This is a genomic window from Pseudomonas sp. SMV71, from assembly GCF_052042015.1.
Lineage (GTDB): Bacteria > Pseudomonadota > Gammaproteobacteria > Pseudomonadales > Pseudomonadaceae > Aquipseudomonas.
The window spans coordinates 14,083-38,833 of record NZ_JBKGGU010000011.1; the positions used below are offsets into that span (position 1 = coordinate 14,083).

The window sequence follows — 24,751 nt, forward strand, 5'->3', positions numbered from 1 at the left end:
CCCGCTTATTCAAGTGTGGGCGAGAATACGCAAATGCCACGGGAACGTGTCAAAAAACGACGCCTGCGCCACAACGATTGAGCCGAGCCGTCGATGCGTGCATTGTTGAAGCCTGTTAGACAAGGGGTCGGGTCATGACAAAACGTGTCGCATTGGTATTGGGTTCGGGCGGCGCCCGGGGCTATGCCCATATCGGGGTGATCGAAGAAATCGAACGACGTGGCTACGACATCGCTTGCATCGCCGGTTGCTCGATGGGCGCCGTGGTGGGTGGGATCTATGCCGCAGGCAAGCTCGAGGACTACCGCAACTGGATTGAAAGCCTCGACTACCTGGACGTCCTGAGGCTGGTGGACGTCAGCTTTCGCCTGGGGGCGATTCGCGGGGAGAAAGTCTTCGGCCAGATCCGCAAGATCGTCGGCGAACTCAATATCGAAGATTTGCGCATTCCCTACACCGCCGTTGCGACCGACCTGACCAACCAACAGGAAATCTGGTTCCAGGAGGGTTGCCTGCACCAGGCGATGCGCGCCTCGGCAGCCATTCCCAGCCTGTTCACGCCGGTGATGCAGGGCAACCGCATGCTGGTAGACGGTGGTTTGCTCAATCCGTTGCCGATCGTGCCGGTGGTCTCAAGCCATTGCGACCTGATCATCGCGGTCAACCTCAACGCCACCAACCAGAAACAATACAGGCTGCCGGTCATCCCGCGCCCCGCCGCGTTCCGGCGCCGCTTCGACACCCTGGTCAGCTCCCTGGGTTCGCGCCTGCCGTTTCGTCGCAAGCAAGCCGAGCAACTGCTGCTGTTGGAACAAGAGGCGTTGAAGGCCGAAGCGGCCGAGATCAACCCGTGGATCGAATCCGCCGAACCTGAAGGCCAGCAACCGGCCGCCGCGCCAGAGGCCGAAGGCGCGCCGAAATCCGCCACCGGCTCGTTCATCATCGACAACGTAGGTCCCGCCTCGTTGCTGGATCTGATCAACCAGAGTTTCGAGGTGATGCAGACCTCGCTGGCCCAGTACAAGATTGCCGGCTACCCACCGGATGTGCTGATCAACGTGCCGAAACGGGTGTGCCGGTTTTTTGAGTTCTACAAGGCCCCGGAATTGATCGCGTTGGGGAGGGAGATTGCCAGCGATACGTTGGATCGGTATGAGAGTGAGTAGAATCAAGCATGATCACCGAGCCCATGTGGCGAGGGAGCTTGCTCCCGCTGGGGTGCGCAGCGCCCCCAGAACCGAACACCTCGGTGTATCAGGTTCATTGGGCTGTACGGGGGCTGCTTCGCAGCCCAGCGGGAGCAAGCTCCCTTGCCACAATGGTGCACGACTTGAAACCTATTGGGGGCTAGATTCCACCCTCCCCCAACAACCGATACCCCACCCCCGCCTCGGTCACGATGAACCGTGGCCGGGTCGGGTCGTCGGCCAGTTTCTGGCGCAGGTGACCGACCACGATCCGCAAATAATGGCTGTCTTCGGTGTGGGTCGGGCCCCAGATGTCCTTGAGCAGTTGCTGCTGGGTGATGACCCGCCCCGGATGCCGGGCCAGTTGCGCCAGCACCGCGTACTCCTTGCGTGTCAGTGCCACCTCGGCACCATCGAGCAAAACCCGTCGGTAGGCCAGGTCCACCGTCAGCGGGCCGAATTTCAACGCCGCCTCCTGCGACTCGCCGACCGGAGCCTGGCGCAACAAGGCGCGGATGCGGGCGAGGAACTCCTGAATGCCGAACGGTTTGGTCACGTAATCGTTTGCGCCGTTATCCAGCGCCTCGACCTTCTGCGCTTCACTGGCCCGCACCGAGAGCACCAGCACCGGTACCGCCGACCACTGGCGCAACTCGCGCAGCACCTGCTGGCCGTCCATGTCCGGCAGGCCGAGGTCGAGTATCAGCAAATCAGGCTTGTTCAACGCCGCCTGGGCAAGCCCCTCCGTGCCGGTGCCCGCCTCCAGGACTTTGTAACCCTGGGAGGTCAGGCTGATTCGCAGGAACTTGCGGATCTGCGGTTCGTCATCGATGACCAAAAGGGTCGCGTTCTGGCTCATGGGGTTCGTTCAAGGTAAACAGTGGAAAAGCATAACGCAGCGCCGCTCATGCTTCATCGTCCATACCCGGTTGAGCTTGCAACGGCAGGTGCAAAGTGATGCAGGCGCCGCGTCCGTCGAGGCCATCGGCGACAGTGATTCGCCCACCATGGGCCCCCACCATGCCCTGACAGATCGCCAGCCCCAGGCCCGTGCCCTGCCCGCCCCGATCGCCGCGAGCGGCGGTGTAGAACATGTCGAAGATGCGCTCGCGCTCGGCTTCGGGAATGCCGGGCCCCTCATCGGCCACTGCAAAAAATATTTCGTTGCCCGTCGCCCCGGCGCTCAGTTGCAGGCGCCCGTGGGCCGGCGAGAAGCGCGCAGCGTTTTCCAGCACGTTCACCAGGGCCTGTTCGATCAGCGCCGCATGCACGTACAGCAAAGGCAGTTCGGCGGGCACCTCGACGTCGACCGCCAATGGCGCCAGCATCGCACGCAGGCGATTCAGCGCGCTGCCGACGATGTCTGCCGGCGACACCCAGTCCCGCGCCAGCTTCAAGGCACCGTGGCCGAGGCGGGTCATGTCCAGCAGATTCTGGATGTAGCGATCCAGCCGTTCGGCTTCATCGCGGGTGCCTTCGAGCAGTTCGCGGCGATCCGCCAACGGGATTGCCTCACCCAGCGCCAACAGACTGTCGATGCTGCCGCGCATGGCGGTCAGTGGCGTGCGCAAATCATGGGACACCGAAGCCAGCAAAGCGCTGCGCAGTTGCTCGGTTTCGCCGTGCAGGCGTGCCGCCTCCAGGTCCTGGGCCAGTTGCGCCCGGGCCAAGGCCTGGGCCAATGGCTGGCTGAGGGCCGTCAGCAACCGGCGACGCTGGCCACTCAACGGCATGCCCTCCTTGGGGCAGGCGCCGAGCAACGCCAGGGGCTCGCCCTCCGCCGACAGTGGCCACCACCACCAGCGCCCGGACGGCAGCGTCCCGGTGCCGGCGCCGGCCGGTTGATCATGCTGCCAGGACCAGTCGGCCGCAGCGCGTTCGGCCTCGGTGAACGTCAGCGGCTCGGCGGTCTCGACCTTCCAGGTGCCCTGGCGGTCGCGGTTGAGCAGGCACAGTCGCACATCGTGCCAGCCGTTGAGGTGCTGCTCGGCGGCGCTGATCACCGCCTGGCGGTCGGTGGCGGCCGTGAGTTTGCGCGACAGGTCAAGCAACTCGCCGGTTTCCTGCTGGGTGTCGCGCAGTGCCTGCAATTGCCGGCGCTGGCGGGCCGCCAGGTTACCGGTCAGGGCGGCCATGAGCAGGAAGAACACCAAGGTCAGTACGTCTTCCTCGCGCTGGATGGTCAGGGAAAAATTCGGCGGGATGAACAGAAAGTCGTAAGCCAGGAACGACAGCGCCGCGCAAGCCAGCGCCGGACCAAGGCTGCTGCGCACCGCCACCAGCAATACCGCCATCAAGAACACCAGGGAAATATTGGGTAGCGCCAGCAGCCCCGAAATGCCCCAGGCCAAGGCGCTGGCGAGCACCGTCGCCAGCAGCGCGAGGACATAGTCGAAACCGGTCCGGACCGCCGTCGAACGTGCCCGGGCCGGCCGGGGCTGTTCGTCGCTGTCCAGCACGTTGATCTCCAGCCCCCGGGCACTGCGCAGCAAGCGCGACGCCAGGCCGCCGCCACACAACCGGCGACGCAGCCGTGGTCGGGACTGCCCCACCAACACCAGCGTGGCGCGCCGTTCGGTGGCATGCTGGATCAGCGTGCGGGCCACTTCACCAGCCCGCAGCAGCACCACTTCCCCACCGAGTCGCTCAGCCAGTTGCTGGGCGTTTTGCAGCCGCTGGCGCGAGGGCTCGTCCCGCGCGCTGCCGTTGTCCACATGCACCAGGGTCCAGGGCAAATGCCGGCGCTGGGCGACGCGGCTGGCGTGGCGCACCAGGCGTTCAGCCTGTTCGTCAGCGTCAACCCCCACCAGCAATCGTCCCCGAACCGCCGGGGCGGCCTGACCCAGTTGGCGATACCCCTGGGCCAGGTCATTGTCGACCTGCGCGGCGGCGGTCTGCATGGCCAGCTCGCGCAAGGCGGTCAGGTTGGTCTGGGTGAAAAAAGCGTCGATTGCCGCACGGGCCTGTTCCGGCACATAGACCTTGCCATCGCGCAGGCGCTCCAGCAGCTCACGCGGCGGCAAGTCAATCAGAAGCAACTCATCGGCCTCCTGCAAGACCCAGTCCGGCAACGTCTCGCGGACTTGCACGCCGGTGATGCCACGCACCTGATCATTGAGGCTTTCCAGGTGCTGGACATTGACGGTGGTGTACACATCAATGCCAGCGGCCAGCAGTTCCTGGATGTCCTGCCAGCGCTTGGCATGACGGCTGCCGGGCGCGTTGCTGTGAGCCAGCTCGTCCACCAGCGCCAGGCTTGGCCGAGCCGCGAGCAGGCCGTCGAGGTCCATCTCCTCGAGCATCACGCCGCGATATTCCGAGCGCACCAATGGCTGCTGCGCCAGGCCCGCAAGCAAGGCTTCGGTTTCGCTGCGGCCGTGGGTCTCTACCACCCCGGCGATGACTTTTACGCCCTGGCGCAGCCGGGTGTGGGCCGCTTGCAGCATGGCGTAGGTCTTGCCGACACCGGGTGCCGCGCCCAGAAAAACTTTGAGCCGGCCACGGTCGCTGCGGGGCAGATTGGCGAGCAGCGCGTCGGCGCGGCTGGAGTCGCTCATGCGTGGATCTCTATATCGGATTGTTGATCGAAGCCCCACAGGTTTTTTACAGTGCCTCCAAGGCCAGGTTCAACGCCAGTACATTCACCACCGGCGGCCCCACCAGCGGTTGCTCGGTATGACGGTCAACCAGTTGCTGCAACGTCGAGACCGGCAAATGACGCGCCGCCGCAACACGCGCCAGTTGATAGGCAATCGCGGCCGGTGGCAAGTGCGGGTCCAGACCACTGCCGGAAGTGGTCAGCAACGCCAGTGGCACTGGCCCCTGGCCGGGCACTTGCAATTTGCCGGCGTCGTCGATCACCCGGGTGGCCAGGGCAGGATTGCTCGGCGACAAGTTGCTGGCGCCACTGGCCACAGTGGCAAAGGCGCCAGCCGAGGGGCGAGGATGGAACCAGGCGTCGCCCTGGAAATCCTGGGCAATCAGGGTTGACCCGCGAACCTTGCCGGCGGCATCGACGACCAGGCTGCCGTTGGCTTGGACAGGAAAAGCGACTTGCGCCACTGCGGTGACCAGCAAGGGGTAGGCGATGCCGGTGAGCAGGGTCATCAGGAGTAACAGGCTCAGGGCCGGGCGTAACAGGGTAGACATGTCAAAATCCTCGAATCGAAACTGATTCATTGGCGAGCGCACATTGTGGCGAGGGAGCTTGCTCCCTCGCCACAGAACTTCATCGATCGGCGACAAACTCAAACCAGCCCCAACGCCGTCAGCAACACATCAATCGCCTTGATCCCCACGAACGGCACCACGATCCCGCCCAGGCCATAGATCAACAGGTTGCGCCGCAACAGCGCCGCCGCGCTGGCCGCCTGAACCCGCACACCGCGCAAGGCCAAGGGGATCAACACGACGATGATCAACGCGTTGAATACGATCGCCGAGAGGATCGCGCTTTGCGGGCTGTCCAGGCCCATCACGTTCAGCACCCCGAGTTGCGGATAGATCGAAGCGAACAGCGCCGGCAGGATCGCAAAATACTTGGCGACGTCATTGGCGATTGAAAATGTCGTCAGCGCGCCGCGGGTCACCAGCAGTTCCTTGCCGATCTGCACCACATCCAGCAACTTGGTCGGGTCGCTGTCGAGGTCGACCATGTTCGCCGCCTCCCGGGCGGCCTGGGTGCCGTCGTTCATCGCCATGCCGACATCGGCCTGGGCCAGGGCCGGTGCATCGTTGGCGCCGTCGCCACACATGGCCACCAGCCGACCGTCATTCTGCTCATGACGGATCCGCGCCAGTTTCTTCTCGGGGGTGGCTTCGGCCAACACGTCGTCGACGCCCGCCTCTGCGGCAATCGCGGCGGCGGTCAGCGGGTTGTCGCCCGTCACCATCACCGTGCGGATCCCCAACTTGCGCAGCTCGGCGAACCGCTCGCGGATGCCAGGCTTGACCACGTCCTTGAGATGAATGACGCCCAGCAGCTTGCCGTCCACGCACACCAGCAACGGCGTACCACCGCTCTGGGCGATCCTGTCGACCTCACGAGCCAGTGCCGACGGCAACTCGCTGCGTGGCATACCGATGAATTCCAGCAGCGAATCTACGGCGCCTTTACGGTAAAGGCGCCCCTGGTAGTCGACCCCGGACAAGCGCGTTTCAGCGCTGAACGGCACGGCGGTCAGCGTTTCGAGACCAGGTTCGGGCAGCGGATGCAGGCCTCGCAGGTACTCCACGATGGACTTGCCTTCGGCCGTATCGTCGGCCAGCGAGGCGAACAACGCACCTTCGGCCAACTCACTGGCGCTCACCCCAGGTGCGGCGTGCACCGCAGCACAGCGTCGATTGCCAAAGGTGATGGTGCCGGTCTTGTCCAGCATCAGCACATGCACGTCCCCCGCCGCTTCCACCGCACGACCGGATTTGGCAATCACGTTCAGGCGCACCAGCCGGTCCATCCCGGCGATGCCGATGGCCGACAACAACCCGCCGATGGTGGTGGGAATCAACGTCACCAACAGCGCCACCAGGAACACCAGCGGCAAGTTGCCATTGGCGAAATGGGCGAACGGTTGCAATGTCACCACCACCAACAGGAAGATCAGCGTGAGGCCGATCAGCAGGATGTCCAGCGCGACCTCGTTCGGGGTCTTCTGGCGCTTGGCACCTTCCACCAGGGCGATCATGCGGTCCAGGGTCGACTCGCCCGGATTGCTGGTGATCCGCACCAGCAACCAGTCAGAGACCAGGCGCGTGTTGCCGGTAACGGCCGAGCGATCACCACCGGACTCACGAATGACCGGCGCCGATTCACCGGTAATCGCCGCCTCGTTGACCGCCGCGATGCCCTCGATGACTTCGCCGTCGCCAGGGATCATTTCCCCGGCAGCGACGCGCACCACGTCGCCCTTGCGCAAACGCGTGGCCGCGATCACCTCGAAGCCGGTGGCAGTCTGGCGGCGGGCGCTCAGGCCCTCACTGCCGGCCTTGAGACTGTCGGCACGGGCCTTGCCGCGCCCTTCTGCCAGCGCTTCGGCGAAGTTGGCGAACAACACGGTAAACCACAACCACAAAGCGATCTGCGCCGCGACGAGGGTCGGCACTGCGCTGTCGGGAATGAAGCACAACACGGTGGTGAGGATTGCTGTCAGTTCTACCACCAACATCACCGGGGAGCGGTGCAACTGGCGTGGATCGAGCTTGACGAAGGCTTGCACCAACGCCGGTCGCCAGAGGGCCGACAGGTTGGTTTTCGGTTGTTCCGGCGCCTTGGAGACGACGGCTTTGCTCATCGGCATATTCATTATCAACTCCTCAGAAACCCAGGCTCAGGTGTTCGGCAATCGGCCCCAGGGCCAGGGTCGGCAGGAAGGTCAAGCCGCCCACCAGCAGGATGGTCACGGTCAGCAGAGTCACGAACAGCGGACCGTGGGTGGGAAAGCTGTTCTGGCCGATCGGCGCGGTTTTCTTCAGCGCCAGGCTCCCCGCCAATGCCAGCACCGGAAGGATGTAGCCGAACCGACCGATCAACATGCCCAGGCCGAGCATCAGGTTATGAAACGGCGTGTTTGCACTGAAACCACCAAATGCCGAGCCGTTATTAGCCCCGGCCGAGGTGTAGGCATAGAGCAACTGGCTGAACCCGTGGGCGCCGGGGTTGCTCACCGCAGCTGCCGGCCCGGGCAGGCTCGCGGCGATAGCGCCCAATACCAGCACGCTCACGGGCATCACCAGCAATGTCATCACCAGCAATTGCACTTCCCTGGCGCCAAGCTTCTTGCCCAGGTATTCCGGGGTACGACCGATCATCAACCCGGCCAGGAACACCGCGACCAACACGTTCAGCAACATCCCGTAGAGACCTGCGCCGACGCCGCCGAAGATCACCTCGCCGACCATCATGTTCATCAGCGCCACCATCCCGCTGAGTGGATTGAGGCTGTCGTGCATGGCATTGACCGAGCCATTGGAAGCGGCCGTGGTAGTGACCGACCACAACACCGTAGCGGTGGTACCGAAGCGCGATTCCTTGCCTTCCAGAGGCGCGGCCTGTTCAACGGCTGGGTTGTCCAATGCCGGATTGGCCTGGAATTCGGCCCATAGCGACGTGGCACCGCCGATCAGGAACAGTGCGAGCATGCAGGCGATGATCGCTCGGCTCTGACGCAGGTCCTTGACGTAATGGCCGAAGGCGAACACCAGCGCGGCGGGAATCAGGATGATCGAAGCGAGTTCGAACAGATTGCTCCAGGCCGTCGGGTTCTCGAACGGATGCGCGGAGTTGACACCGAAGAAACCACCGCCGTTGGTGCCCAGCTGCTTGATCGCGATCTGGCTGGCCGCCGGGCCCAGGGGAATGACTTGGTCGACACCCTGCATCGTGACCCCATGTACATAGTGCGCAAAGGTCTGCGGCACGCCCTGCCAAACCAGGAACAACGCCAGCAACAGGCACAGCGGTAACAGCCCGTAAAGCGTGGCCCGGGTCACGTCGACCCAGAAGTTACCCAACGTCGCAGCGGACTTGCGTCCGATCCCGCGACACAGCGCCACCAACACGGCCAGGCCGGTGGCGGCACTAACAAAGTTCTGCACGGTCAGGCCGACCATCTGGCTCAGGTAGCTCAGGGACGCTTCACCGCTGTAGGACTGCCAGTTGGTATTGGTCATGAAACTGACCGCGGTGTTGAAGGCCTGGGTCCATTCCATGCCAGGCAGTTGCTCGGCATTGAGCGGTAAATATCCTTGCAGCAGGAGAATCGCGAACAGCAGCGCAAAACCCGCCAGGTTGAATGCGAGTAAGGCCAGGGTGTATTTCTGCCAGCTTTGCTCTGTCTGCGGATCCACACCTGCCATCCGATAGCAGCCTTGCTCCACCGGCCTCAGGATCGGCGAAAGCCAGGTGCGCTGACCCTCCATGACCTTGTAGTAGAACCGTCCGAGAAACGGCGCCGGAACCAGCACCAGCGCGAAAAATGCGAGGATCAGCCCATAGTCATAACCGTGCATAGCTGCTCCTAGTTCCGATCCGCGCGCAACAGCGCAACCAGTAGATAAATGAACAGCGCCACTGCCAGCAGCAGTGACACTCCGTCCAGCACATTCATGGGGTTTCTCCGTGGTACGGCATCGTGCCGTGGATGGAGTGATTGTCTGCAGGGAGGCTGTAAAGGGGCGAGATCGAGAACGGGCACGCGGGATAAAGAATCTGTAAAGAATGCGCGCAGGCTTTGGCGTGAGGCTGCCGGTGCGTTCGGTACATGCGTTGGAACAGGCGTAGTATTGAACCACTGCGAACGAACGTCGCTCATACATGGTAAGCGTGGCGGATCGGGTGAAGAACACCCACCGACCCGCCTCAAGGAGAGCCCTATGCCCTGGTATGCCTGGTTGATTCTGATCGTCGCAATCGGCTCGATCGTCGGCGGCCTGATGCTATTGCGCGACACCGCCAACAAGGTCGAACTGACGGACGAACAGCGCAAGCGCGTTGCCGAACGCAATGCAGAGATGGATGCGAAGGAGGCCAAGGATCGCTGATTTTTGGCAGGCCGCAACCGACTCGTGGCGAGGGAGCTTGCTCCCGCTGGGGCGCGAAGCGCCCCCAATCACTCGCGCCGGTCGTGGCTTCACTACTTCTCCCAATCCGCCTTGGCAATCTGTAAACCATGCAGGCCCTTGTAAGCGGCCCGCTCAGGCTGGCTCCAACCCTCGAGCAATGAATCTTCCAACCGATAGATCTCTACCCCGAGCGGACGACAGACGCTGAGCGGATCCTGTGCATCCGGCCCCCACATCGCCAGCGAAAGGTCGCCACCGGGACAGGTGGAAAGGGCACAGAGCAAATCAATCTCGGCGAAAAACTCCAGGTAATCGCCCTTCTGCGCCGGACAGGCCTTCATGAAATACATGTCGTCGTGATTGAGCCCGGTGCATTGGAAAATGTTCAACACATCGTGAACGTCGAACTCCGTCAGGCCGTGGGGCAACACCGCGCGGGTCAGGTTCGAATGGCAGTGATGGTGGAAGTCTTCGCCGGTCAGCATTTTGTTCACGTAGGGGTCGCAGCGCGTACCCAGCAGGTCGTGCAACCGCCCGCCATGCTCGTCGATGCCGTAGCCGGCGAGGCTGTCGTCGGTGATGGTGACCAAGGGTCGCAGAAATGGCAGGTTCGACCACAACCGATCATGGGTGCTGACGTGTGCGCCCTGGAGCTGGCGCGTACGTGCTGCCCACAAGCGCTCCCGCGGATCGTGGGCGTTCCACACGTTGAAATCCCCCACCTGCGGACCCACCGGGGTGGTGACACGAAACACATGACCGGCCGGAACGTGCCAGGCACGACCGGTGCGGATTGGGACCTCGAACTGCTCGATGAGCGTGCGCTTGTCCTGCTGCGTGCGGATACGTTCGTAGAACGGCTTATCCACCCGCAGCGCTGAGCCTTTGCTGGTTTGGTACGCGGCTGGGTAATCTTTGTACATGGCGCAAGTCCTTTGTTCACCGGAGTGGCGGTGGGCAAGCGTTACTAAGAGCTTATCCCGAGGTCGGCTTGGTTATAAAAAAATCCTTCAGATTTCTCCGTCACCACGCAAAGAAGCCGGTCACATTCGACCGACTTCCCTTGGTTCACGGCTCAGTTCACTTCCAGCTTGTCGCGATTCTTGTCCAGCAACGCCTTGCCAATGCCCTTGACCTCCAGCAATTCATCCACCGATGAAAAGCCTCCATTACTTTCACGATAGGCAACAATCGCCTTGGCCTTGGCTTCACCTATCCCCGACAACTCGCGCTGCAGCGTAGCGGCGTCAGCCCCATTGAGATCGACCTTGTCACTCTGTGGTTTCGCTGACACTTGCGTAGCCTGCGGCGCGACCACCGTATCGAGTTTAACCGCCGGTGCAGCAACGACAGCGATTGAAGCGCTGGTCAGAAGGGCAAAAACCAAAGAGTATAAATAGCCAGTACGCATGAGTGACGCTCCATGACATCAGTAAGAGAGAAGCAGCTTTTCCGAAGCTGCCTCTCAAACTTAGGCGATACTAGACGTCTGTCAAAAACGTGTACGTTACAGTTTATGTAACAATCAGGGCTCCAACCGACGCTGTTGGTAGATCCAGTCGACGATTTCGCCATCTGGCGAGTAACCATTGACTGTCTCGCGCAGGAGCTGGCGCACTCGCCCATAGTCATCACGCTCCACGGCAGCAAGCAGGTCGTTCAACTTAAGCTTCAACAGATCCCAGGGCAGGTGGTCTTCATTGGCTGTCATAATCATTGGATGTTCCGTCGCACTGACGTTGTCTCCGATCAACAGCTCTTCATACAGTTTCTCGCCGGGGCGCAGCCCGGTGAATTCGATGGAGATATCGCCCTGGGGGTTACGCTCCGACCGAATACTCAGGCCCGATAAATGAATCATCTTCTCTGCCAGTTCGGCAATTCTGACCGGCTCTCCCATATCCAGCACGAAGACATCCCCCCCCTGCCCCATCGAACCGGCCTGTATCACCAACTGGGCGGCTTCGGGAATAGTCATGAAGTAGCGGGTTATCTTCGGATGAGTAACGGTCAACGGACCGCCGGATTTGATCTGGCTATGGAACAGGGGAATCACCGAGCCAGAAGATCCCAGTACATTGCCGAATCGCACCATGGTAAAACGGGTCTTGTTCACTCGGGAAATATTGGCCTCGTCGCCAAACAATACTGGCGCAACCTCCCGGCTCAGCGCTTGAAGGGTTAATTCTGCCAAGCGCTTGGTGCTGCCCATGACATTAGTCGGTCGGACCGCCTTGTCCGTTGAGATAAGCACGAAATTCGAAACACCCGATTGCAACGCAGCCTGCGCCGTATTAAGCGTCCCGATGACATTATTCAGCACACCCTCGGCAATGTTGTGCTCGACCATTGGCACATGCTTGTACGCTGCCGCGTGGTAAACGGTGTCCACCTTCCACGTCTTCATTACATCCAGCAACTTTTCCGGATGCCGGATCGAGCCAAGGATCGGCAGAAGACGCACAGGCACCGACTTACGAGTACCCCGCTGTTCCAGCTCCGACAAAATGCTGTAAAGGTTGTACTCACTATGTTCGAACAAAACCAGGGTCATCGGTCCCAGTGTGAAAATCTGCCTGCACAATTCCGATCCGATGGAGCCGCCTGCACCGGTGACCATAACGACCTTGCCCTTGATGCAACGCTCCAGCAAATCAGCTTGGGCTGGCACTGGATCGCGTCCGAGCAGGTCTGCGATATCGACTTCCTGGATATCCTCGACCCTGACCCGGCCGCTCGCCAGGTCGGTAAAACTTGGGACGCTACGAACATGAAGTGGAAATCCTTCAAGCAGATTCAGGATCTCTCTGCGCCGCGCACGAGTCGACGACGGAAGCGCCAGCAAGATTTCCTGGGCACCGGTAGCCTCGATCATCTGCTGGATGTGCTTGGGCTTGAACACCTGCAAGCCGGAAATGATCCTGTCGGCAATGTCACTGTCGTCATCGACGAAAGCGACCGGTCTCATCACCCGCCCCATGCGTAACGCAGCGACCAGTTGATTACCCGCTACTCCGGCACCGTAAATCGCCACCTTTGTCAGGGCGTCGTCGCGCTGGGTGAACGGGACGTGCCTTGCGGCAGTGAACCAGTCCCCCATGAAATATTGGCGCATGGCAAGACGCAGACCGCCAATCATTACAAGGCTCAACCACCAGTAGTTGAAAATAATGGAGCGCGGAATTACTTGCTCATGGTTGCTGGACCAATACACGATGAAGGCCAGCATCAGGGAGGACAAGCTGACAGCCTTGATGATGGCAATCAACGCATCATTCCCGAAATAACGCATCACGGCACGATACATGCCAAATCTAATGAACAAAGGTATGGCGACCAGCGGGGCGCTGATAAAAAGCCAAGTATGGACCCGTAAAGGGTTGACAAGCTCTTCGATACCCAGGCGCACGACAAACGCCATCCAGAGTGCAAACGTGACCAGCACGACATCAGCAATCACCTGAAGCGCACGTTTCTGACGTCTCGGCAGGCGAAGCAGCATCACTCTCAGTCCCTCCATACTAGTCAAACTCCTCCGAATCTCTCATATGAACCTCCCGCAAGAGAATCAATGTTGACCTCGATAAACTACGCCTTTGACGTAACGCTGTCGAAGCAGGAAATGGCCTGAAACCGGAAACCAATTCCAGAAATACCAGACCTTAGCACTTGATCGACGCCCCCAATATGAAATTGCCACGTGTATGGCGACCCCAATAGCGTACAAAGGCCACTATCAAACGATCCGTTCCTATTCGCTAACGCACCCAAATGGCTCAACCTTCGGTCAGCAGGTAACCTTCACAAGACTTGGCCGCTCGCCCCTTTGCAAGAGAATATGCCTCGTGCAGCAGCTTATGACGTTCCAGGCGCACATTCGGGTCAGCAGGCGTGCGAAAAAGGGACGTGGTTTTCGGCACATAAGTGAATTGATTACCAAAACCATAGCGCAACCAAAGGTTCCAGTCTTCAAGGTTGCTCATATCTGTCTCGAAACCGCCTCGCTGCAGGTAAAGATCGCGACGGAATAGCAAGGATTGGATCGGGATAAAGTTGTGATCCAGCAAAATATCGTAGTTGTATTCATGCCTGAAATAAGAAGGGGTCTCGTGGCTGACCTCCGTGTAAGTACCGTTTGCGGCCGTGACAGTTCCTACTTCCATTGCTAGCGAATATGCCCCGACCGCTGTCGGATTATTCGCCAACGCAGTCACCAATACCTCGACGTGATCAGAAAACAGCAGATCGTCATCATCGAGGAACATACAGTAGGTACCTCTGGCCATCTCAAGGCCAAAATTCCCGGTCACGGAACGCCCGACTTTATCCATGCCGTAATAACGAATGGACGGTCTGTCTTGCCGTTGACATTCGGCCACCAGCTCCTTCATCGTCTCTCCGCCGTCCTCTACGACAATCAGCTCCACGTTAGGGTAGGTCTGATTCAGGACGGATATGATCGCCTGGCGGAGGAACTCGTTACGCTTACGGTAGGTTCGGGTGACAATCGTCACCAAAGGCATCGCCGCCAATGGCTCTCCTACTTTCCAGAATGCACCGTCACGAATCATTTCGTAATCGAAACCACGGAAAGGAAAATACACGTCCTTGCTGGTGCCTTTGCCCAAAAGAAAGTGCGGAGCTTTCCGAATAATTTTTCCCAAGTTGTAAATCAAATCCAACCGCGCGCCCGAATAGACCTGCGGCCTGAACAATAATAAAACTTGCAGCACCAACGCACCAAGCCGGTCGCTGAAACCACCATAACGCAAGCGCAGATAAGTGTTGGCCAGCGTACTACCAGTGAACTGAACCGGCTTCACATGATTTTCGTGCTCGTAAGTGTAATGGTGTACAACAGCTGCCGGGCAGTATTTCAGCAGGTACCCATAAGAGCGAAACCTGTAGGATAATTCGACATCCTCACCATACATGAATATCTCGCGCTCATATCCACCTACATCCGTGTAGGCCGAACGGCGAATTAAAATACAGGCATGAGAAGACCAATTGGTTTCATGGGTGACTGGATCATAATATTTCGGATGCTCATAAGGTGCCTGACGAAGCTCCCACGACGCAACAGCCCGAACCGTGTCTGAAGCTGCCGCAGCCACTACCTTACTTATCGAATCTTGAGCGAACACGATATCGATGTTACTGACCAGAACGAAATCTGCCTGTCCGGTTTTTATAGCGCGATCATGCCCCCGACCAAAACCGACGTTTTCGCCCTGAATGATCTTGAAGTCGGCCACCTCTTTACCGAGAAGCGTTTTCCAGCGCTGCAATTGCACCACGGTAGTATCGAGGGAACCATTGTCAACGAAACACAGCGCAACGCTTTTAAGAGGATAATTTTGCTTTTCCAATGACTCGAAAAATCCATCGATCCATTTTGCACTGTTGTAGGTCACCACCGACACATCGATCATTGGCTGAGCATCGACCTTCAGACTGGTCGGAGCTCGTTCAAAACGACGGCCAGCCATTGCCTGAATAGCCTTGAGATTCTGCTGCGAATTAAAGACCCGCATGAAGCCGGACCGTACGCCTTTCAGACTGTTCCTGCCCTTCATACGCAAGCCAATGAGAAATGGGAGCCGCTGATAGGCCGGTCGCAACAAATAACGCAAATACACGCCCCAGCGCTGGACTCGCCAAATCACAGGAAACAGACGCCGCCCTCCTCTAAGCGGACGGGTCAACCGCCATGAATTTGAAGACAGGATGCTGGATAGCTGTTCCTTCAAAGATCCGATTTCAGAGCGGAGCGCCTGAACTTCCTCTGCGGCAGCATTACTGTTTATTGAAAGACCATGCTGACTCAAGCTGGACAGTTCTACAGCGAGCTCCCGATTTTTTTCTTCAAGCCAAGCGATATAAGATTGCTGTCGATAGCTCTCAAGATCAGCATCAAAAGGGCTCCGCGACAGATCGGAGGGAACGGTTCTGGCAAGACGGCCGAGGTGCGATGACGGCTCAATGAAATGAGCCTCGTCAAGAAAATAGTGCGTCAGAGAAAAATCCAGGACTTGCGCCCGAAGTGATCTGGAGCAAGGACACACCGCTTTGTGCTTTTGCCACAACACCGCGAGATGCGCTGGCTGGCTAACATCAATAGTCAAGCCGGTAAGCGAATAAGGAGCCTTCCCTAACGTGTAAACAGTCTTACCCGCCAGCGCCGCTTCGAAGCCCGCCGACGAATTGATGGTAAACACCACGTCGGCAGCAGAAATAAGGGCCGCGATACTGTCATCCTTATCAGCAACCAGAACGTAGTCCGGTAAGGTAGGTACTTCGTCTAACGGGTGCGGCTTAACCAGTACTCGAAAACCCGAATCCTTCACCACATCATAGATGTGGTGAACATACTCGGTCATACTCGCGAACGGAGATCCCATAATGATATTGGAATCGTCCTGCACTTGAAGCAGGATCAGTAACGTGGGAACTTGCGCACCACCGCGAAACCGATACCTGTCTTCCATCTCCTGTAAATGTTCAAACGCAATGTCGGACGGTGGTTCGAGTTGTTTTGCTTGATAATCTGCAAACTCTATGCTGAAACCACTGCGCACGTTGACACCGCGAGTGTCCGAATAATACGCCATTGGATTTGGTGCTCGGAGCATACCCAGTTCGTTGAACAACAAAGGGATCTCTTTAGTTGCGCAGGCGGTTTCAAGACTGCCGTCATGATTCCAGCAGAACACCAGGTCAGGTGATACCGTTTCGATCAGCGATTCAACGAATCGGTCATGAAAAGCCAATGGTTGGTTGTTGAGCAGACACGTCCAATGGCTCATCCACTCGGGATCATTTTTTCCCGGATAGTCAAAGCCCAGTGAAGCAGGGCTGATCCACGTATGGCTAAACTCCGGGTATTCGTCCCTTAGCGCGTCAGAACCAACGAAAATGCATTCCCAGCCATCGCTGGCAAACTTGTTCGCCAGTGGCAAGTATACGTCGACTATGCTACTGAATAACGTTGGTTGCTCTCTCAAAATCAACGGAAGCGTGTAGAAAACGACACGCTTAAACTTCCTTGATGCCACGCGTATTGCTGGGTCACCTGCTGCGATGCTATTCGGAGCGATGTTGAATTTGACTACCGCATTCGCAGCGACGATTGACCCGTTCCCAACAACCGCGCCTGCCAGAACCGATACATTGGTGCCGATCCAGACATCATCTCCAATCGTTACTTCTGCCAACCTCAGACCTTGATCCTTGATCGGAGTCTGCAAATTGTATCGGTGCGTAGACGAAGTAATGGAAACGTTCGGCGCGATCATCACGTTTTCACCGATGGTAACCTTTCCGCTCCCATTCACCCAGGAACCATAATTGATGATCGTCCCCGACGAAACACGCAAATGACCGCCAGCGCCACACTCTATGACGACGTTATCTCTGATTTCAACACCGTCCTCAATGACGCAAACAGCCGTTTCATCTACATGAAATTTAACCGTGTCCGCAATCTTCGCCTTACCGATCTCAAGCATGATTAAGCACTCTTTACAACATTTACTGTTGACGGGCAGTAAGCAACGCCAACGATTTGACGCCCACCAGAAACTACCAACTTCCGCATCGGCCAGCGCTGATCTAGTTCAACCCGCTCTCCGTCCAGGCTGGCCATTCCAATAAACAGGAAATATACCCCGGGTGCCAGATTCAAAGAAAAATTGAAACTTATTCTATAGGCACCCTTTTGGAAAGCTAACTTGCAGCCTGCCAGCAGTGTATTGTCACCTGCCACATCGACACCTTTAGCATCTCGAAGTGAATAGCCAATCACTACGTTATGCAGCTCGGTATTAGACTGTACATAACAATTCATAGTGATATCGTCAGCAGGCTCGAATTGATTACTTAGCGCGCCATCGGCCGTAGAAAAGTCAACAGCATTGATTTTTGCCAGACCAGAACCAAACCGCACTTCTGAAATATCACCTAACTCTTCCCCATAGGAAATATCGGCGTGATGCGTTTCGTCTCCTCCGGCTAATACCGAGTTGCTGTTACGTACCTTTTTCTCATAATTCTTGGTAGCGGCCAACACATCTGAACTGTACTCAAGGATCTGGCCGTCCTGCATGACAATGACCGCCTGGCAAAACCGGATTACAGACTGTGTATCGTGGGACACAAACAAAATAGTCGTGCCGCGCTCCTGCATGCTCTTCATCTTGAGCATGCATTTAAGCTGGAAACCCGCATCTCCTACGCTTAAAGCCTCGTCGACGATTAATACGTCAGGTTCGACATTGATCGCCACCGAAAATGCGAGACGCGCAAACATTCCACTGCTATACATACGCACGGGCTGATTGACGAAATCACCGATGTCTGCGAACTCCAGAATGGCAGCAATCCGAACCTGCATCTCGGAGTGGGAATACCCCATGAGGGCACCTTGGAAGTAAATATTTTCCACGCCAGTGTAGTCCGGATTGAAACCGGCCCCCAATTCCAACAACGAAGCAACCCGACCGACCACCTCGACCTCACCGCTCGAAGGGGTCAGCACGCCGGTGAGGATTTTCAGCAAGGTGCTTTTGCCGGCTCCGTTCTTACCGAGAATACCGACGGTTTGCCCTTTCTTGACGGTAAAGGAGACATCGGTCAATGCATTGAAATCGTGGTGCCTGTGTTTGCCGAAAAGCGACAGTGCCTCGATCAACCTATCGACGGGTTTGTTATAAAGCCTATATACCTTGCTCACGTTCTGAACGCGGATCGCGAGCTCGTTCAATTCGCTCATCACAAAACATCCGCAAAATGAGGTTTTAATTTTTTGAACGTGCGCCAACCCACCAGCGTCAGGAATACCAAAATTCCCCAGAAGACCAAGGTCTGGGTTGGCCGCTCCCAGAACCATACCTCCCGGATGAGCGAATCTCTGAATCCTTCAACGATATAAGCAAAAGGGTTCAGTCTAAGGTAGGCAGCAGCTTGTCCCTGAACTACATCTATATCCCAAAAAACTGGAGTCAACCAGAAGCCAAACTGCGTGGCCATTGCCACAATTTGGCCCAGGTCAGGAAAGAAAATAACCACCGAACTGGTAATCCAGGCAATCGCCAACAGCAGCATGAACAAACAGGCAATGTAATAGCCTATTTGCAACCAATGGATACTTGGCGCATATCCATAAACCACGAACAACAGGAGAAGTAGCAGTACGAAAAAAAAATGCACAAGGACCGCAGAGCTGAGCTTCACTAACGGCAGCAAAGACACTTTGAATACTATCTTCTTAACCAGAAAGCTGTTTTCCTTGACCGCTGTACAGCCAGCGTTGAGGGCTTCAACCACAAAGAACCAAGGAACCAGACCGCAGACCAACCATAGGACAAAAGGGAAATCACCGTGGGGAGCGGCCTTGAAACCAAACTGGAACACGAACCACAAAATGATTGTCGTAGCACAGGGCTGGATAAACACCCATAGGAACCCCAAGTAATTAGTCAAATAACGCGCACGCAGATCATTTGCAATCAAACTCACCAGCATCCTGCGATCCGAGAGTATTTCTTCGAGCCAGCTCATCGCCAAGCGCCTTGAATGACCAATATATTCATCACTACCTGCAACCCGTCATCTAAAATCATTAGCCATCAAACTTCATCGTTTCCAAACCACTACCGATCGCCGGGGAAAATGATGTTCTCGATTCGCTAAGGCCCTCAGGGCGTCTGGATTTATCTTTAGGTTTGAATTTCAATGAATGTTTTTCAATAAAATACCAAGACACGTATCCTAGCAACAGCGTTATCACAACGGTGCTGGCTAGATAAACAGGGTACGAAATAGTCGGAAATTTCAGCAGCACAAACTGCTGAACAGGGAAGGCATATATGTACACACCATAAGAACAATCACCTAGTCGATTGATCCAACTTCCCAGCCGGCTGTGGGACAGGCCGTAAGCCAGTACGATGTAGGGCAAGGCTAGCCACAGCAGGAATTTGGAAATCGCAGAATATGGCGCCAACAATATCGTTGCCATGACCAGGACACATACACCCGATAAGCTGAACCCTCGTTCCAATCGCCACTTTGCGTAGCATGCGCCGATCAGGAAATAGATACCCGTCAGGAAAATATTCCGGACATCAGTGCCGTATATGACTGTCGGAGGGGCGCCCGCCCAGCACCAGAAAATCACAACGAGCGTGAACGACCCAGTGGCTACAGCGTACACCCAACGCCCACCGCGGAAAAGAATTCCCAACCCCATAACGATCAAGTACATAAAAAATTCGACGGGTAGGCTCCACAAAGAACCATTGACTGCATTTGGCACTCTTGCATGCTCAAGAACTCCGGGCAAATAAAAAACCGGACTCAGAATAATATTCTTTAGATAAGACATGAACTGTGGATGTGCAAAATACTCGCCAATACTCAAGGTCGTAGCAATCGGGCCTAGAACCAGCATACTGATCAGCACGACCACAATTAAAGCAGGAAAAATCCGCAATGAACGCTTGCTTAGGAAATTTATTATTGAAGGCGACGAATCCCAGCTTTTCACTATCAGATAACCACTAATAATGAAAAATATATCTATACCCAGACCACCATAAGGGGTTAGACCGAGAAAAACAGGTGCCGAGCCTCCATAGAAATCAAAAGAATGCGCATACAGAACCATTAGTGCAGCAATAAGCCGAAGCAAATTTAAATTATTATCTTTATGCAACATGCATAACACTCCAACTTATCTAGCGCACCGAAATTGACCGCTTTCCTTATATAGCAATACGTAGCTAAATATTACTTAGTCCACTCTAACGCCACGCTTGGAAATCCGGCTCGCACAATGGCCGTGAATCATACCATTATTCCGCGACTTCCATCTTTTAACGTCCCTTGAATATCTGACAGACGACTCAAACAGATGAAAGGGCCTCTCGGGTGCCCGCTTTAAACAACGCAGCCAAGCAGAGCAAAGGAGCATAGGCGACAACCAATCCGATAAAACCGGATACATACCCCGACGCCACTGCCACAGCCCAAGGTAGCAACCAGAACACGTTGAGCCCGGCAACTCCCAGCGTCACCGTTTTGTGACTACCATATCGACGGGACGCGTACTGATAAGCGTGGCTTCGATGAGCCTGATAAATCTTGTCTCCATTGATAAGTCTCCGGCCGAGCGTCCACGTCGAGTCGACAATGAAGACTCCGAGCAAAATAACCCAGCTCCAAAGGAATTCGGATTCCACGGCGCCTGCATGCAGCGACAGAATCCCGAGGGATATACCTAGAAAGCCGCTTCCAGCATCGCCCATAAAGATGCGTGCGGGTGGAAAATTCCAGCACAGGAACCCCGTTACTGCCGCGCCCAGAAGCACCGCCCCCCAAAGCGGCTGGACTTGTCCGGTGATCAGGCAAATAACTGCGCCACCGAAACAGACGATCAATGCCTCTGCACCAGCCAGGCCATCAATACCGTCCATGAAATTGTAGAGATTGAGCATCCATACCAAGTAGATGACGGCCAGTGCGTGGCCGAGCCAGCCCAGATCAATTGACGCACTGATGAATTTCAATGGCGGCAGCCCGCCTAGCCAGTATATGGCCCAGATAGCGGCCGTAAAATGTCCTATCAAGCGCCATCTTGCGGCGATGTGCCCATGGTCATCGGCAAACCCAACTAGAGCAACCAACAGGCCGCTTCCCAGTAAGGCATATATGGCCCCATCGTCCATCCACCCTGAAACACCGAGGACAGGTAGGGTGGCAAGGAAACTGAAGACTATGGCCATCCCCCCCCCGCGAGGCGTTGGCACCGAATGAGAGCTGCGCTCGTTAGGGATGTCCATCAAGCTCTTTGACAAAGCATAACGTCGCAATAACCAGGTAAACCCCCAGGAAGCGACGAGAACGCTTAGGAACACTGCGCCAAACGTCATGTTGCTTGCACCCGTTGGATAAGAGGTAGGTCGCTGACTAAGCATCGGAACCCAGAAAAGGGACAGAACCTCAGGACCGTTGTCCGACACCTGCAACGCGAGTTTGCCATCTCAGATTCCATCGACAAAAGCCGCCAGCAAGAGGCCAAGATTGCCCGCGACAGTCTGCCTATAGACACTTGAACATTTTAACCAATAAAGCCGTTTCACCCCCCTCTGCTGACGTGCCTTCTTAAAACAGTCAAAAATGCGGTGGTTTGCAGGCGTAAGCTTCTCTCCGATCAATGCAAGTGCCGCGATATTTGTCTCGTTCCAGCGACGGAACCGCCCGCGAAACACCATTCGGATCCGCGTGATCCGACTGGCCAAGCTTGAGTTAGAGCCGATGATGTTTCCTCCATGCTGACGGTAAAGCATCGACGGTCGAGCGTCATAACACACTTGCCCACCTACCCCGGAAATCGCCAGATACGCCCACCAATCGTGAGCAACGACTGCATTTTGCCCGGCAGCATTGATCGTCTGGCAACCTACTTGATTGAACACCATCGTATTTCCGCCGGCGATGTTCTGGACCAGCGCGTTGGCGAAGGCGGTCGGATGCCTGAACAGCGGAGAAAAACCTATGGATACGCCTTGTTCATCAATCAACTCGGTGCGGGTGCAGTACAAAGCCGCATGATCTGGCGGCTGCAAGTCGAGCCATGTAATAGCCCGTTCTAACTTATCTTCAAGCCACACGTCATCCTGATCAGCCCAGGCATAGAACTCTGATTGCCCCTCACACTTGGCCGTGAGCGTCATGAAGTTTGCGGCAAAACCCTTCTTAGGGCCTCGCAGTAGCACCAGGCGGCCCTCTCCCCAGCGAGTCCTGTATTGCTCCAGAATATGCAGAGTATCGTCGACCGAGCCGTCATCGGAGACGATCAATCGCCAATCCCCAAACGTTTGTTTTTCAATGGAGTCCAGTTGTTGCTTCAGGAATCGCCCGCCATTAAAGGTACAAAGTAACACCGAAAGCCTGGCGGGTGAAAAAGGTATAAGCTCCTCATCGCAATGAGACTCGTCGGAATCACTGTCCATGTGTGCAGATTTAAACGAAGCTACCACTGTACCTCCCATCGCGTTGAAAATCCCAAATCCATCCAGCCGCATCAACGCTCACGTTGTTTGAAGCCGATAGCAGTTCTTCGCAAAGCAGAAACCGCATCTATTCTTGGCTTCCAGTTCAAACGCTCACAGGTTTTTGAAATATCCACCTGAAGTGAATTACACAACCGTCCTATCCACGCCTCCTTTCTCAGCACACGACCTATTCCCAGCAACAGCCACCGAGGGATAGGTAGCAGGCGAACCTTCTTGCCCAACCCGATACTTAATTCCCTTAAAAGACGAGCGGTCGATATGTCTTCGTTGTCACTGACCAGAAAGACTTGTCCCGCAGCGCCGGGGTGATCGATACACACAAATATAAGATCGACCAGATTCTCCATCGAGACCAGGCTGCGCAGATTGTTGACCGCGCCAAACGGCAGCGGAATCCCTTTATTCAACCACTTCAACATCGTAAGGAAATTTGCCCTGACGCCGTCTCCGTAGATCAGTGGCGGCCGAATGACTACGATTTCCATCCCCGTTTCCCGCCCGATTTCCATCAAAACAAGTTCGGCCTCGAGCTTCGATATCCCGTAAGGATCCTCAGGCGCCGGCTTGTCATCCGCAGTGAACGGAGCTCCCGGGAACGTCTGCTCGCCGTTCACCTTAATAGAGCTGATAAAAATGAACCGTTTTACCCCACAGCTTGCCGCATGCCTTGCCAGATTGGCCGTCGCTTGAACGTTAATCTGTCGAAAAGAAGTAAGCGGATCCTCTGTCCCTTCGTTCATCACATGCACACGCGCAGCACAATGCACCAGTACTTGGATATCCAATAGCGAAGGCCATGCCTCGGGGCGATTCAAATCTAACATCAAGACTTGGCACAGAGCATTCAATTTGATCGTGCGGCGAGACGTTCCAACAGGGATGAATCTCTCGCTGGCCAAAAGCTTCAGAATCAGCGACTCTCCGACAAAGCCACCCGCCCCGGTTACAAGCACACGTGGCGACGTCATGGGTAATTTCTTCCCAGTAAAACAGCCGCCCAACACACAGCAAAAAACAGAAGCTTATCTCTTAACCGTCGTCTGCAATGTGCCGCTTTAAACGAAAGATATATCAACTGCATGCGACCCAGAGAATACCAACTGGAAACGAACGGATCTTTTTCCAGCCCAACGAGCGCAACAATTAATTTAACTTGACTGAACCACCAACCTTGGTAAATACGCCTGTAGCGAGCGATCAAAGGTCGTACGCCTTTGTTCGCTCCCACTTGGTTATTCGAATGTTGCCGATACTCCATCGCAGGTTTCGGATCGATGTACCAGCTATAACCATGGCTCCGGGCGAAGGCATAGCAATACCAATCGTGCAAACTTACTTGTTGAAGCAAATTCCAATTGGCAAGCATCGAGCTTTTCATTGATTCCGCCAGCTCCTGACACAGCACATAAGTGCAACCAGGGCCAGCTGCCTCAAATATGAAATCCCATTGCGCCTGTGGTTGAGCCTTGTTCAGAAGATGCCTGTCGCCATTGGGCCATAAAGCGGTCACGTTGCTGGAATAAGCGTGAGCCTGCCGCGACTTTATCGCCTGGACCGCTCTCTCAAGCTTGTCAAGATGCCAAATGTCGTCTTGATCCGAAAAAGCAATATAGTCAAAGCCGCTAAAATCAACATCACGAAGCAGGCGAAAAAAATTGCGCGAAGCCCCACCGAAACGGCCCGCAGGGGGCAACAAGACTACATTGTCATAGCGTTGTGTGGCCTCCGCGCACCATTGCTCCGTCCCATCGCAGGACGGGTCAACACTGATATAAACGGTTACATGAACTGTAGACTGACGGAGGATTGAATCCAATTGCTCTCCGATCCAGCGCATTCCATTGTAGGCTGCCAATAAAACTGCGACTTGAGGCTGCGCTATTGGCATATCAGTCCAAACACCGACGGAACGCGAATGCAAAAGAG

At 56.3% G+C, this 24,751-nt stretch carries 19 protein-coding genes; 2 read left to right on the forward strand and 17 right to left on the reverse strand.

Annotated features, from left to right (window positions below; genetic code table 11):
* Positions 1–134: 134 nt before the first annotated feature.
* Positions 135–1,166 carry a patatin-like phospholipase family protein gene (locus ACLEJQ_RS13105; RefSeq protein WP_440795574.1) on the forward strand — a complete coding sequence of 344 codons (1,032 nt, stop codon included), beginning with the start codon at positions 135–137 and terminating at the stop codon, positions 1,164–1,166.
* 181 nt (positions 1,167–1,347) lie between these two features.
* Here the strand turns inward: ACLEJQ_RS13105 and ACLEJQ_RS13110 are convergent, their stop codons facing one another.
* The 6 genes from ACLEJQ_RS13110 to kdpF form a co-directional block, all read right to left on the reverse strand.
* Complete coding sequence (locus tag ACLEJQ_RS13110; RefSeq protein WP_440795576.1) at positions 1,348–2,046, reverse strand: response regulator; 699 nt, start codon at positions 2,044–2,046, stop codon at positions 1,348–1,350.
* Positions 2,047–2,092: 46 nt separating this feature from the next.
* Positions 2,093–4,744 (reverse strand): DUF4118 domain-containing protein, encoded by a 2,652-nt coding sequence (locus ACLEJQ_RS13115; protein ID WP_440795578.1) that lies wholly within the window; start codon positions 4,742–4,744, stop codon positions 2,093–2,095.
* 46 nt (positions 4,745–4,790) lie between these two features.
* On the reverse strand, positions 4,791–5,336 hold the full coding sequence (gene kdpC, locus ACLEJQ_RS13120; protein WP_440795580.1) for a potassium-transporting ATPase subunit KdpC: 546 nt from the start codon (positions 5,334–5,336) through the stop codon (positions 4,791–4,793).
* Between the two features lie 98 nt (positions 5,337–5,434).
* Positions 5,435–7,489 carry a potassium-transporting ATPase subunit KdpB gene (gene kdpB, locus ACLEJQ_RS13125; RefSeq protein WP_440795582.1) on the reverse strand — a complete coding sequence of 685 codons (2,055 nt, stop codon included), beginning with the start codon at positions 7,487–7,489 and terminating at the stop codon, positions 5,435–5,437.
* A gap of 10 nt (positions 7,490–7,499) precedes the next feature.
* Positions 7,500–9,194 (reverse strand): potassium-transporting ATPase subunit KdpA, encoded by a 1,695-nt coding sequence (gene kdpA / locus ACLEJQ_RS13130; RefSeq protein ID WP_440795584.1) that lies wholly within the window; start codon positions 9,192–9,194, stop codon positions 7,500–7,502.
* 8 nt (positions 9,195–9,202) lie between these two features.
* On the reverse strand, positions 9,203–9,292 hold the full coding sequence (kdpF, locus tag ACLEJQ_RS13135) for a K(+)-transporting ATPase subunit F (protein ID WP_033033323.1): 90 nt from the start codon (positions 9,290–9,292) through the stop codon (positions 9,203–9,205).
* A gap of 265 nt (positions 9,293–9,557) precedes the next feature.
* Between kdpF and ACLEJQ_RS13140 the strand changes: the two genes are divergently transcribed.
* The gene (locus ACLEJQ_RS13140; protein WP_080942495.1) at positions 9,558–9,725 is read left to right on the forward strand and encodes a DUF2897 family protein; all 168 of its coding nucleotides are present in this window, start codon (positions 9,558–9,560) and stop codon (positions 9,723–9,725) included.
* Positions 9,726–9,817: 92 nt separating this feature from the next.
* On the opposite strand, the gene ACLEJQ_RS13145 is transcribed toward ACLEJQ_RS13140, so the two are convergent.
* The 11 genes from ACLEJQ_RS13145 to ACLEJQ_RS13195 form a co-directional block, all read right to left on the reverse strand.
* On the reverse strand, positions 9,818–10,669 hold the full coding sequence (locus ACLEJQ_RS13145; protein ID WP_440795587.1) for an urea carboxylase-associated family protein: 852 nt from the start codon (positions 10,667–10,669) through the stop codon (positions 9,818–9,820).
* Between the two features lie 152 nt (positions 10,670–10,821).
* On the reverse strand, positions 10,822–11,157 hold the full coding sequence (locus ACLEJQ_RS13150; RefSeq protein ID WP_440795589.1) for a ComEA family DNA-binding protein: 336 nt from the start codon (positions 11,155–11,157) through the stop codon (positions 10,822–10,824).
* Between the two features lie 114 nt (positions 11,158–11,271).
* Positions 11,272–13,266, reverse strand: a complete 1,995-nt coding sequence (locus ACLEJQ_RS13155; RefSeq protein WP_440795591.1) for a polysaccharide biosynthesis protein — start codon at positions 13,264–13,266, stop codon at positions 11,272–11,274.
* A 256-nt stretch (positions 13,267–13,522) separates the two neighbouring features.
* A complete protein-coding gene (locus tag ACLEJQ_RS13160) occupies positions 13,523–17,257 on the reverse strand; it encodes a glycosyltransferase (protein ID WP_440795593.1) in 3,735 nt (1,244 codons plus the stop codon).
* 2 nt (positions 17,258–17,259) lie between these two features.
* Positions 17,260–18,519 (reverse strand): ABC transporter ATP-binding protein, encoded by a 1,260-nt coding sequence (locus tag ACLEJQ_RS13165; protein WP_440795595.1) that lies wholly within the window; start codon positions 18,517–18,519, stop codon positions 17,260–17,262.
* Positions 18,519–19,307 (reverse strand): ABC transporter permease, encoded by a 789-nt coding sequence (locus tag ACLEJQ_RS13170; protein WP_440795597.1) that lies wholly within the window; start codon positions 19,305–19,307, stop codon positions 18,519–18,521. Before ACLEJQ_RS13170 ends, ACLEJQ_RS13165 begins: the two co-directional genes overlap by 1 nt.
* A gap of 61 nt (positions 19,308–19,368) precedes the next feature.
* Positions 19,369–20,466: an acyltransferase family protein gene (locus ACLEJQ_RS13175; protein WP_440795599.1), complete on the reverse strand. Its 1,098-nt coding sequence runs from the start codon at positions 20,464–20,466 to the stop codon at positions 19,369–19,371.
* A 187-nt stretch (positions 20,467–20,653) separates the two neighbouring features.
* Positions 20,654–21,679, reverse strand: a complete 1,026-nt coding sequence (locus ACLEJQ_RS13180) for an MraY family glycosyltransferase (RefSeq protein WP_440795601.1) — start codon at positions 21,677–21,679, stop codon at positions 20,654–20,656.
* A 111-nt stretch (positions 21,680–21,790) separates the two neighbouring features.
* Positions 21,791–22,834, reverse strand: a complete 1,044-nt coding sequence (locus ACLEJQ_RS13185) for a glycosyltransferase family 2 protein (RefSeq protein WP_440795602.1) — start codon at positions 22,832–22,834, stop codon at positions 21,791–21,793.
* Positions 22,834–23,793, reverse strand: coding sequence for a UDP-glucose 4-epimerase family protein (locus tag ACLEJQ_RS13190; RefSeq protein WP_440795604.1), 960 nt, complete (start codon positions 23,791–23,793; stop codon positions 22,834–22,836). The genes ACLEJQ_RS13185 and ACLEJQ_RS13190 overlap by 1 nt, the downstream gene beginning before the upstream one ends.
* Positions 23,790–24,713 carry a glycosyltransferase gene (locus tag ACLEJQ_RS13195; protein WP_440795835.1) on the reverse strand — a complete coding sequence of 308 codons (924 nt, stop codon included), beginning with the start codon at positions 24,711–24,713 and terminating at the stop codon, positions 23,790–23,792. Before ACLEJQ_RS13195 ends, ACLEJQ_RS13190 begins: the two co-directional genes overlap by 4 nt.
* Positions 24,714–24,751 lie beyond the last annotated feature (38 nt).

Excerpts from the sequence above, each read along its gene's own strand:
- ACLEJQ_RS13105 (WP_440795574.1), top strand. The coding sequence starts at position 135 with ATGACAAAACGTGTCGCATTGGTATTGGGTTCGGGCGGCGCCCGGGGC.
- ACLEJQ_RS13110 (WP_440795576.1), bottom strand. The coding sequence starts at position 2,046 with ATGAGCCAGAACGCGACCCTTTTGGTCATCGATGACGAACCGCAGATC.
- ACLEJQ_RS13115 (WP_440795578.1), bottom strand. The coding sequence starts at position 4,744 with ATGAGCGACTCCAGCCGCGCCGACGCGCTGCTCGCCAATCTGCCCCGC.
- kdpC (WP_440795580.1), bottom strand. The coding sequence starts at position 5,336 with ATGTCTACCCTGTTACGCCCGGCCCTGAGCCTGTTACTCCTGATGACC.
- kdpB (WP_440795582.1), bottom strand. The coding sequence starts at position 7,489 with ATGAATATGCCGATGAGCAAAGCCGTCGTCTCCAAGGCGCCGGAACAA.
- kdpA (WP_440795584.1), bottom strand. The coding sequence starts at position 9,194 with ATGCACGGTTATGACTATGGGCTGATCCTCGCATTTTTCGCGCTGGTG.
- kdpF (WP_033033323.1), bottom strand. The coding sequence starts at position 9,292 with ATGAATGTGCTGGACGGAGTGTCACTGCTGCTGGCAGTGGCGCTGTTC.
- ACLEJQ_RS13140 (WP_080942495.1), top strand. The coding sequence starts at position 9,558 with ATGCCCTGGTATGCCTGGTTGATTCTGATCGTCGCAATCGGCTCGATC.
- ACLEJQ_RS13145 (WP_440795587.1), bottom strand. The coding sequence starts at position 10,669 with ATGTACAAAGATTACCCAGCCGCGTACCAAACCAGCAAAGGCTCAGCG.
- ACLEJQ_RS13150 (WP_440795589.1), bottom strand. The coding sequence starts at position 11,157 with ATGCGTACTGGCTATTTATACTCTTTGGTTTTTGCCCTTCTGACCAGC.
- ACLEJQ_RS13155 (WP_440795591.1), bottom strand. The coding sequence starts at position 13,266 with ATGGAGGGACTGAGAGTGATGCTGCTTCGCCTGCCGAGACGTCAGAAA.
- ACLEJQ_RS13160 (WP_440795593.1), bottom strand. The coding sequence starts at position 17,257 with ATGCTTGAGATCGGTAAGGCGAAGATTGCGGACACGGTTAAATTTCAT.
- ACLEJQ_RS13165 (WP_440795595.1), bottom strand. The coding sequence starts at position 18,519 with ATGAGCGAATTGAACGAGCTCGCGATCCGCGTTCAGAACGTGAGCAAG.
- ACLEJQ_RS13170 (WP_440795597.1), bottom strand. The coding sequence starts at position 19,307 with ATGAGCTGGCTCGAAGAAATACTCTCGGATCGCAGGATGCTGGTGAGT.
- ACLEJQ_RS13175 (WP_440795599.1), bottom strand. The coding sequence starts at position 20,466 with ATGTTGCATAAAGATAATAATTTAAATTTGCTTCGGCTTATTGCTGCA.
- ACLEJQ_RS13180 (WP_440795601.1), bottom strand. The coding sequence starts at position 21,679 with ATGACGTTTGGCGCAGTGTTCCTAAGCGTTCTCGTCGCTTCCTGGGGG.
- ACLEJQ_RS13185 (WP_440795602.1), bottom strand. The coding sequence starts at position 22,834 with ATGCGGCTGGATGGATTTGGGATTTTCAACGCGATGGGAGGTACAGTG.
- ACLEJQ_RS13190 (WP_440795604.1), bottom strand. The coding sequence starts at position 23,793 with ATGACGTCGCCACGTGTGCTTGTAACCGGGGCGGGTGGCTTTGTCGGA.
- ACLEJQ_RS13195 (WP_440795835.1), bottom strand. The coding sequence starts at position 24,713 with ATGCCAATAGCGCAGCCTCAAGTCGCAGTTTTATTGGCAGCCTACAAT.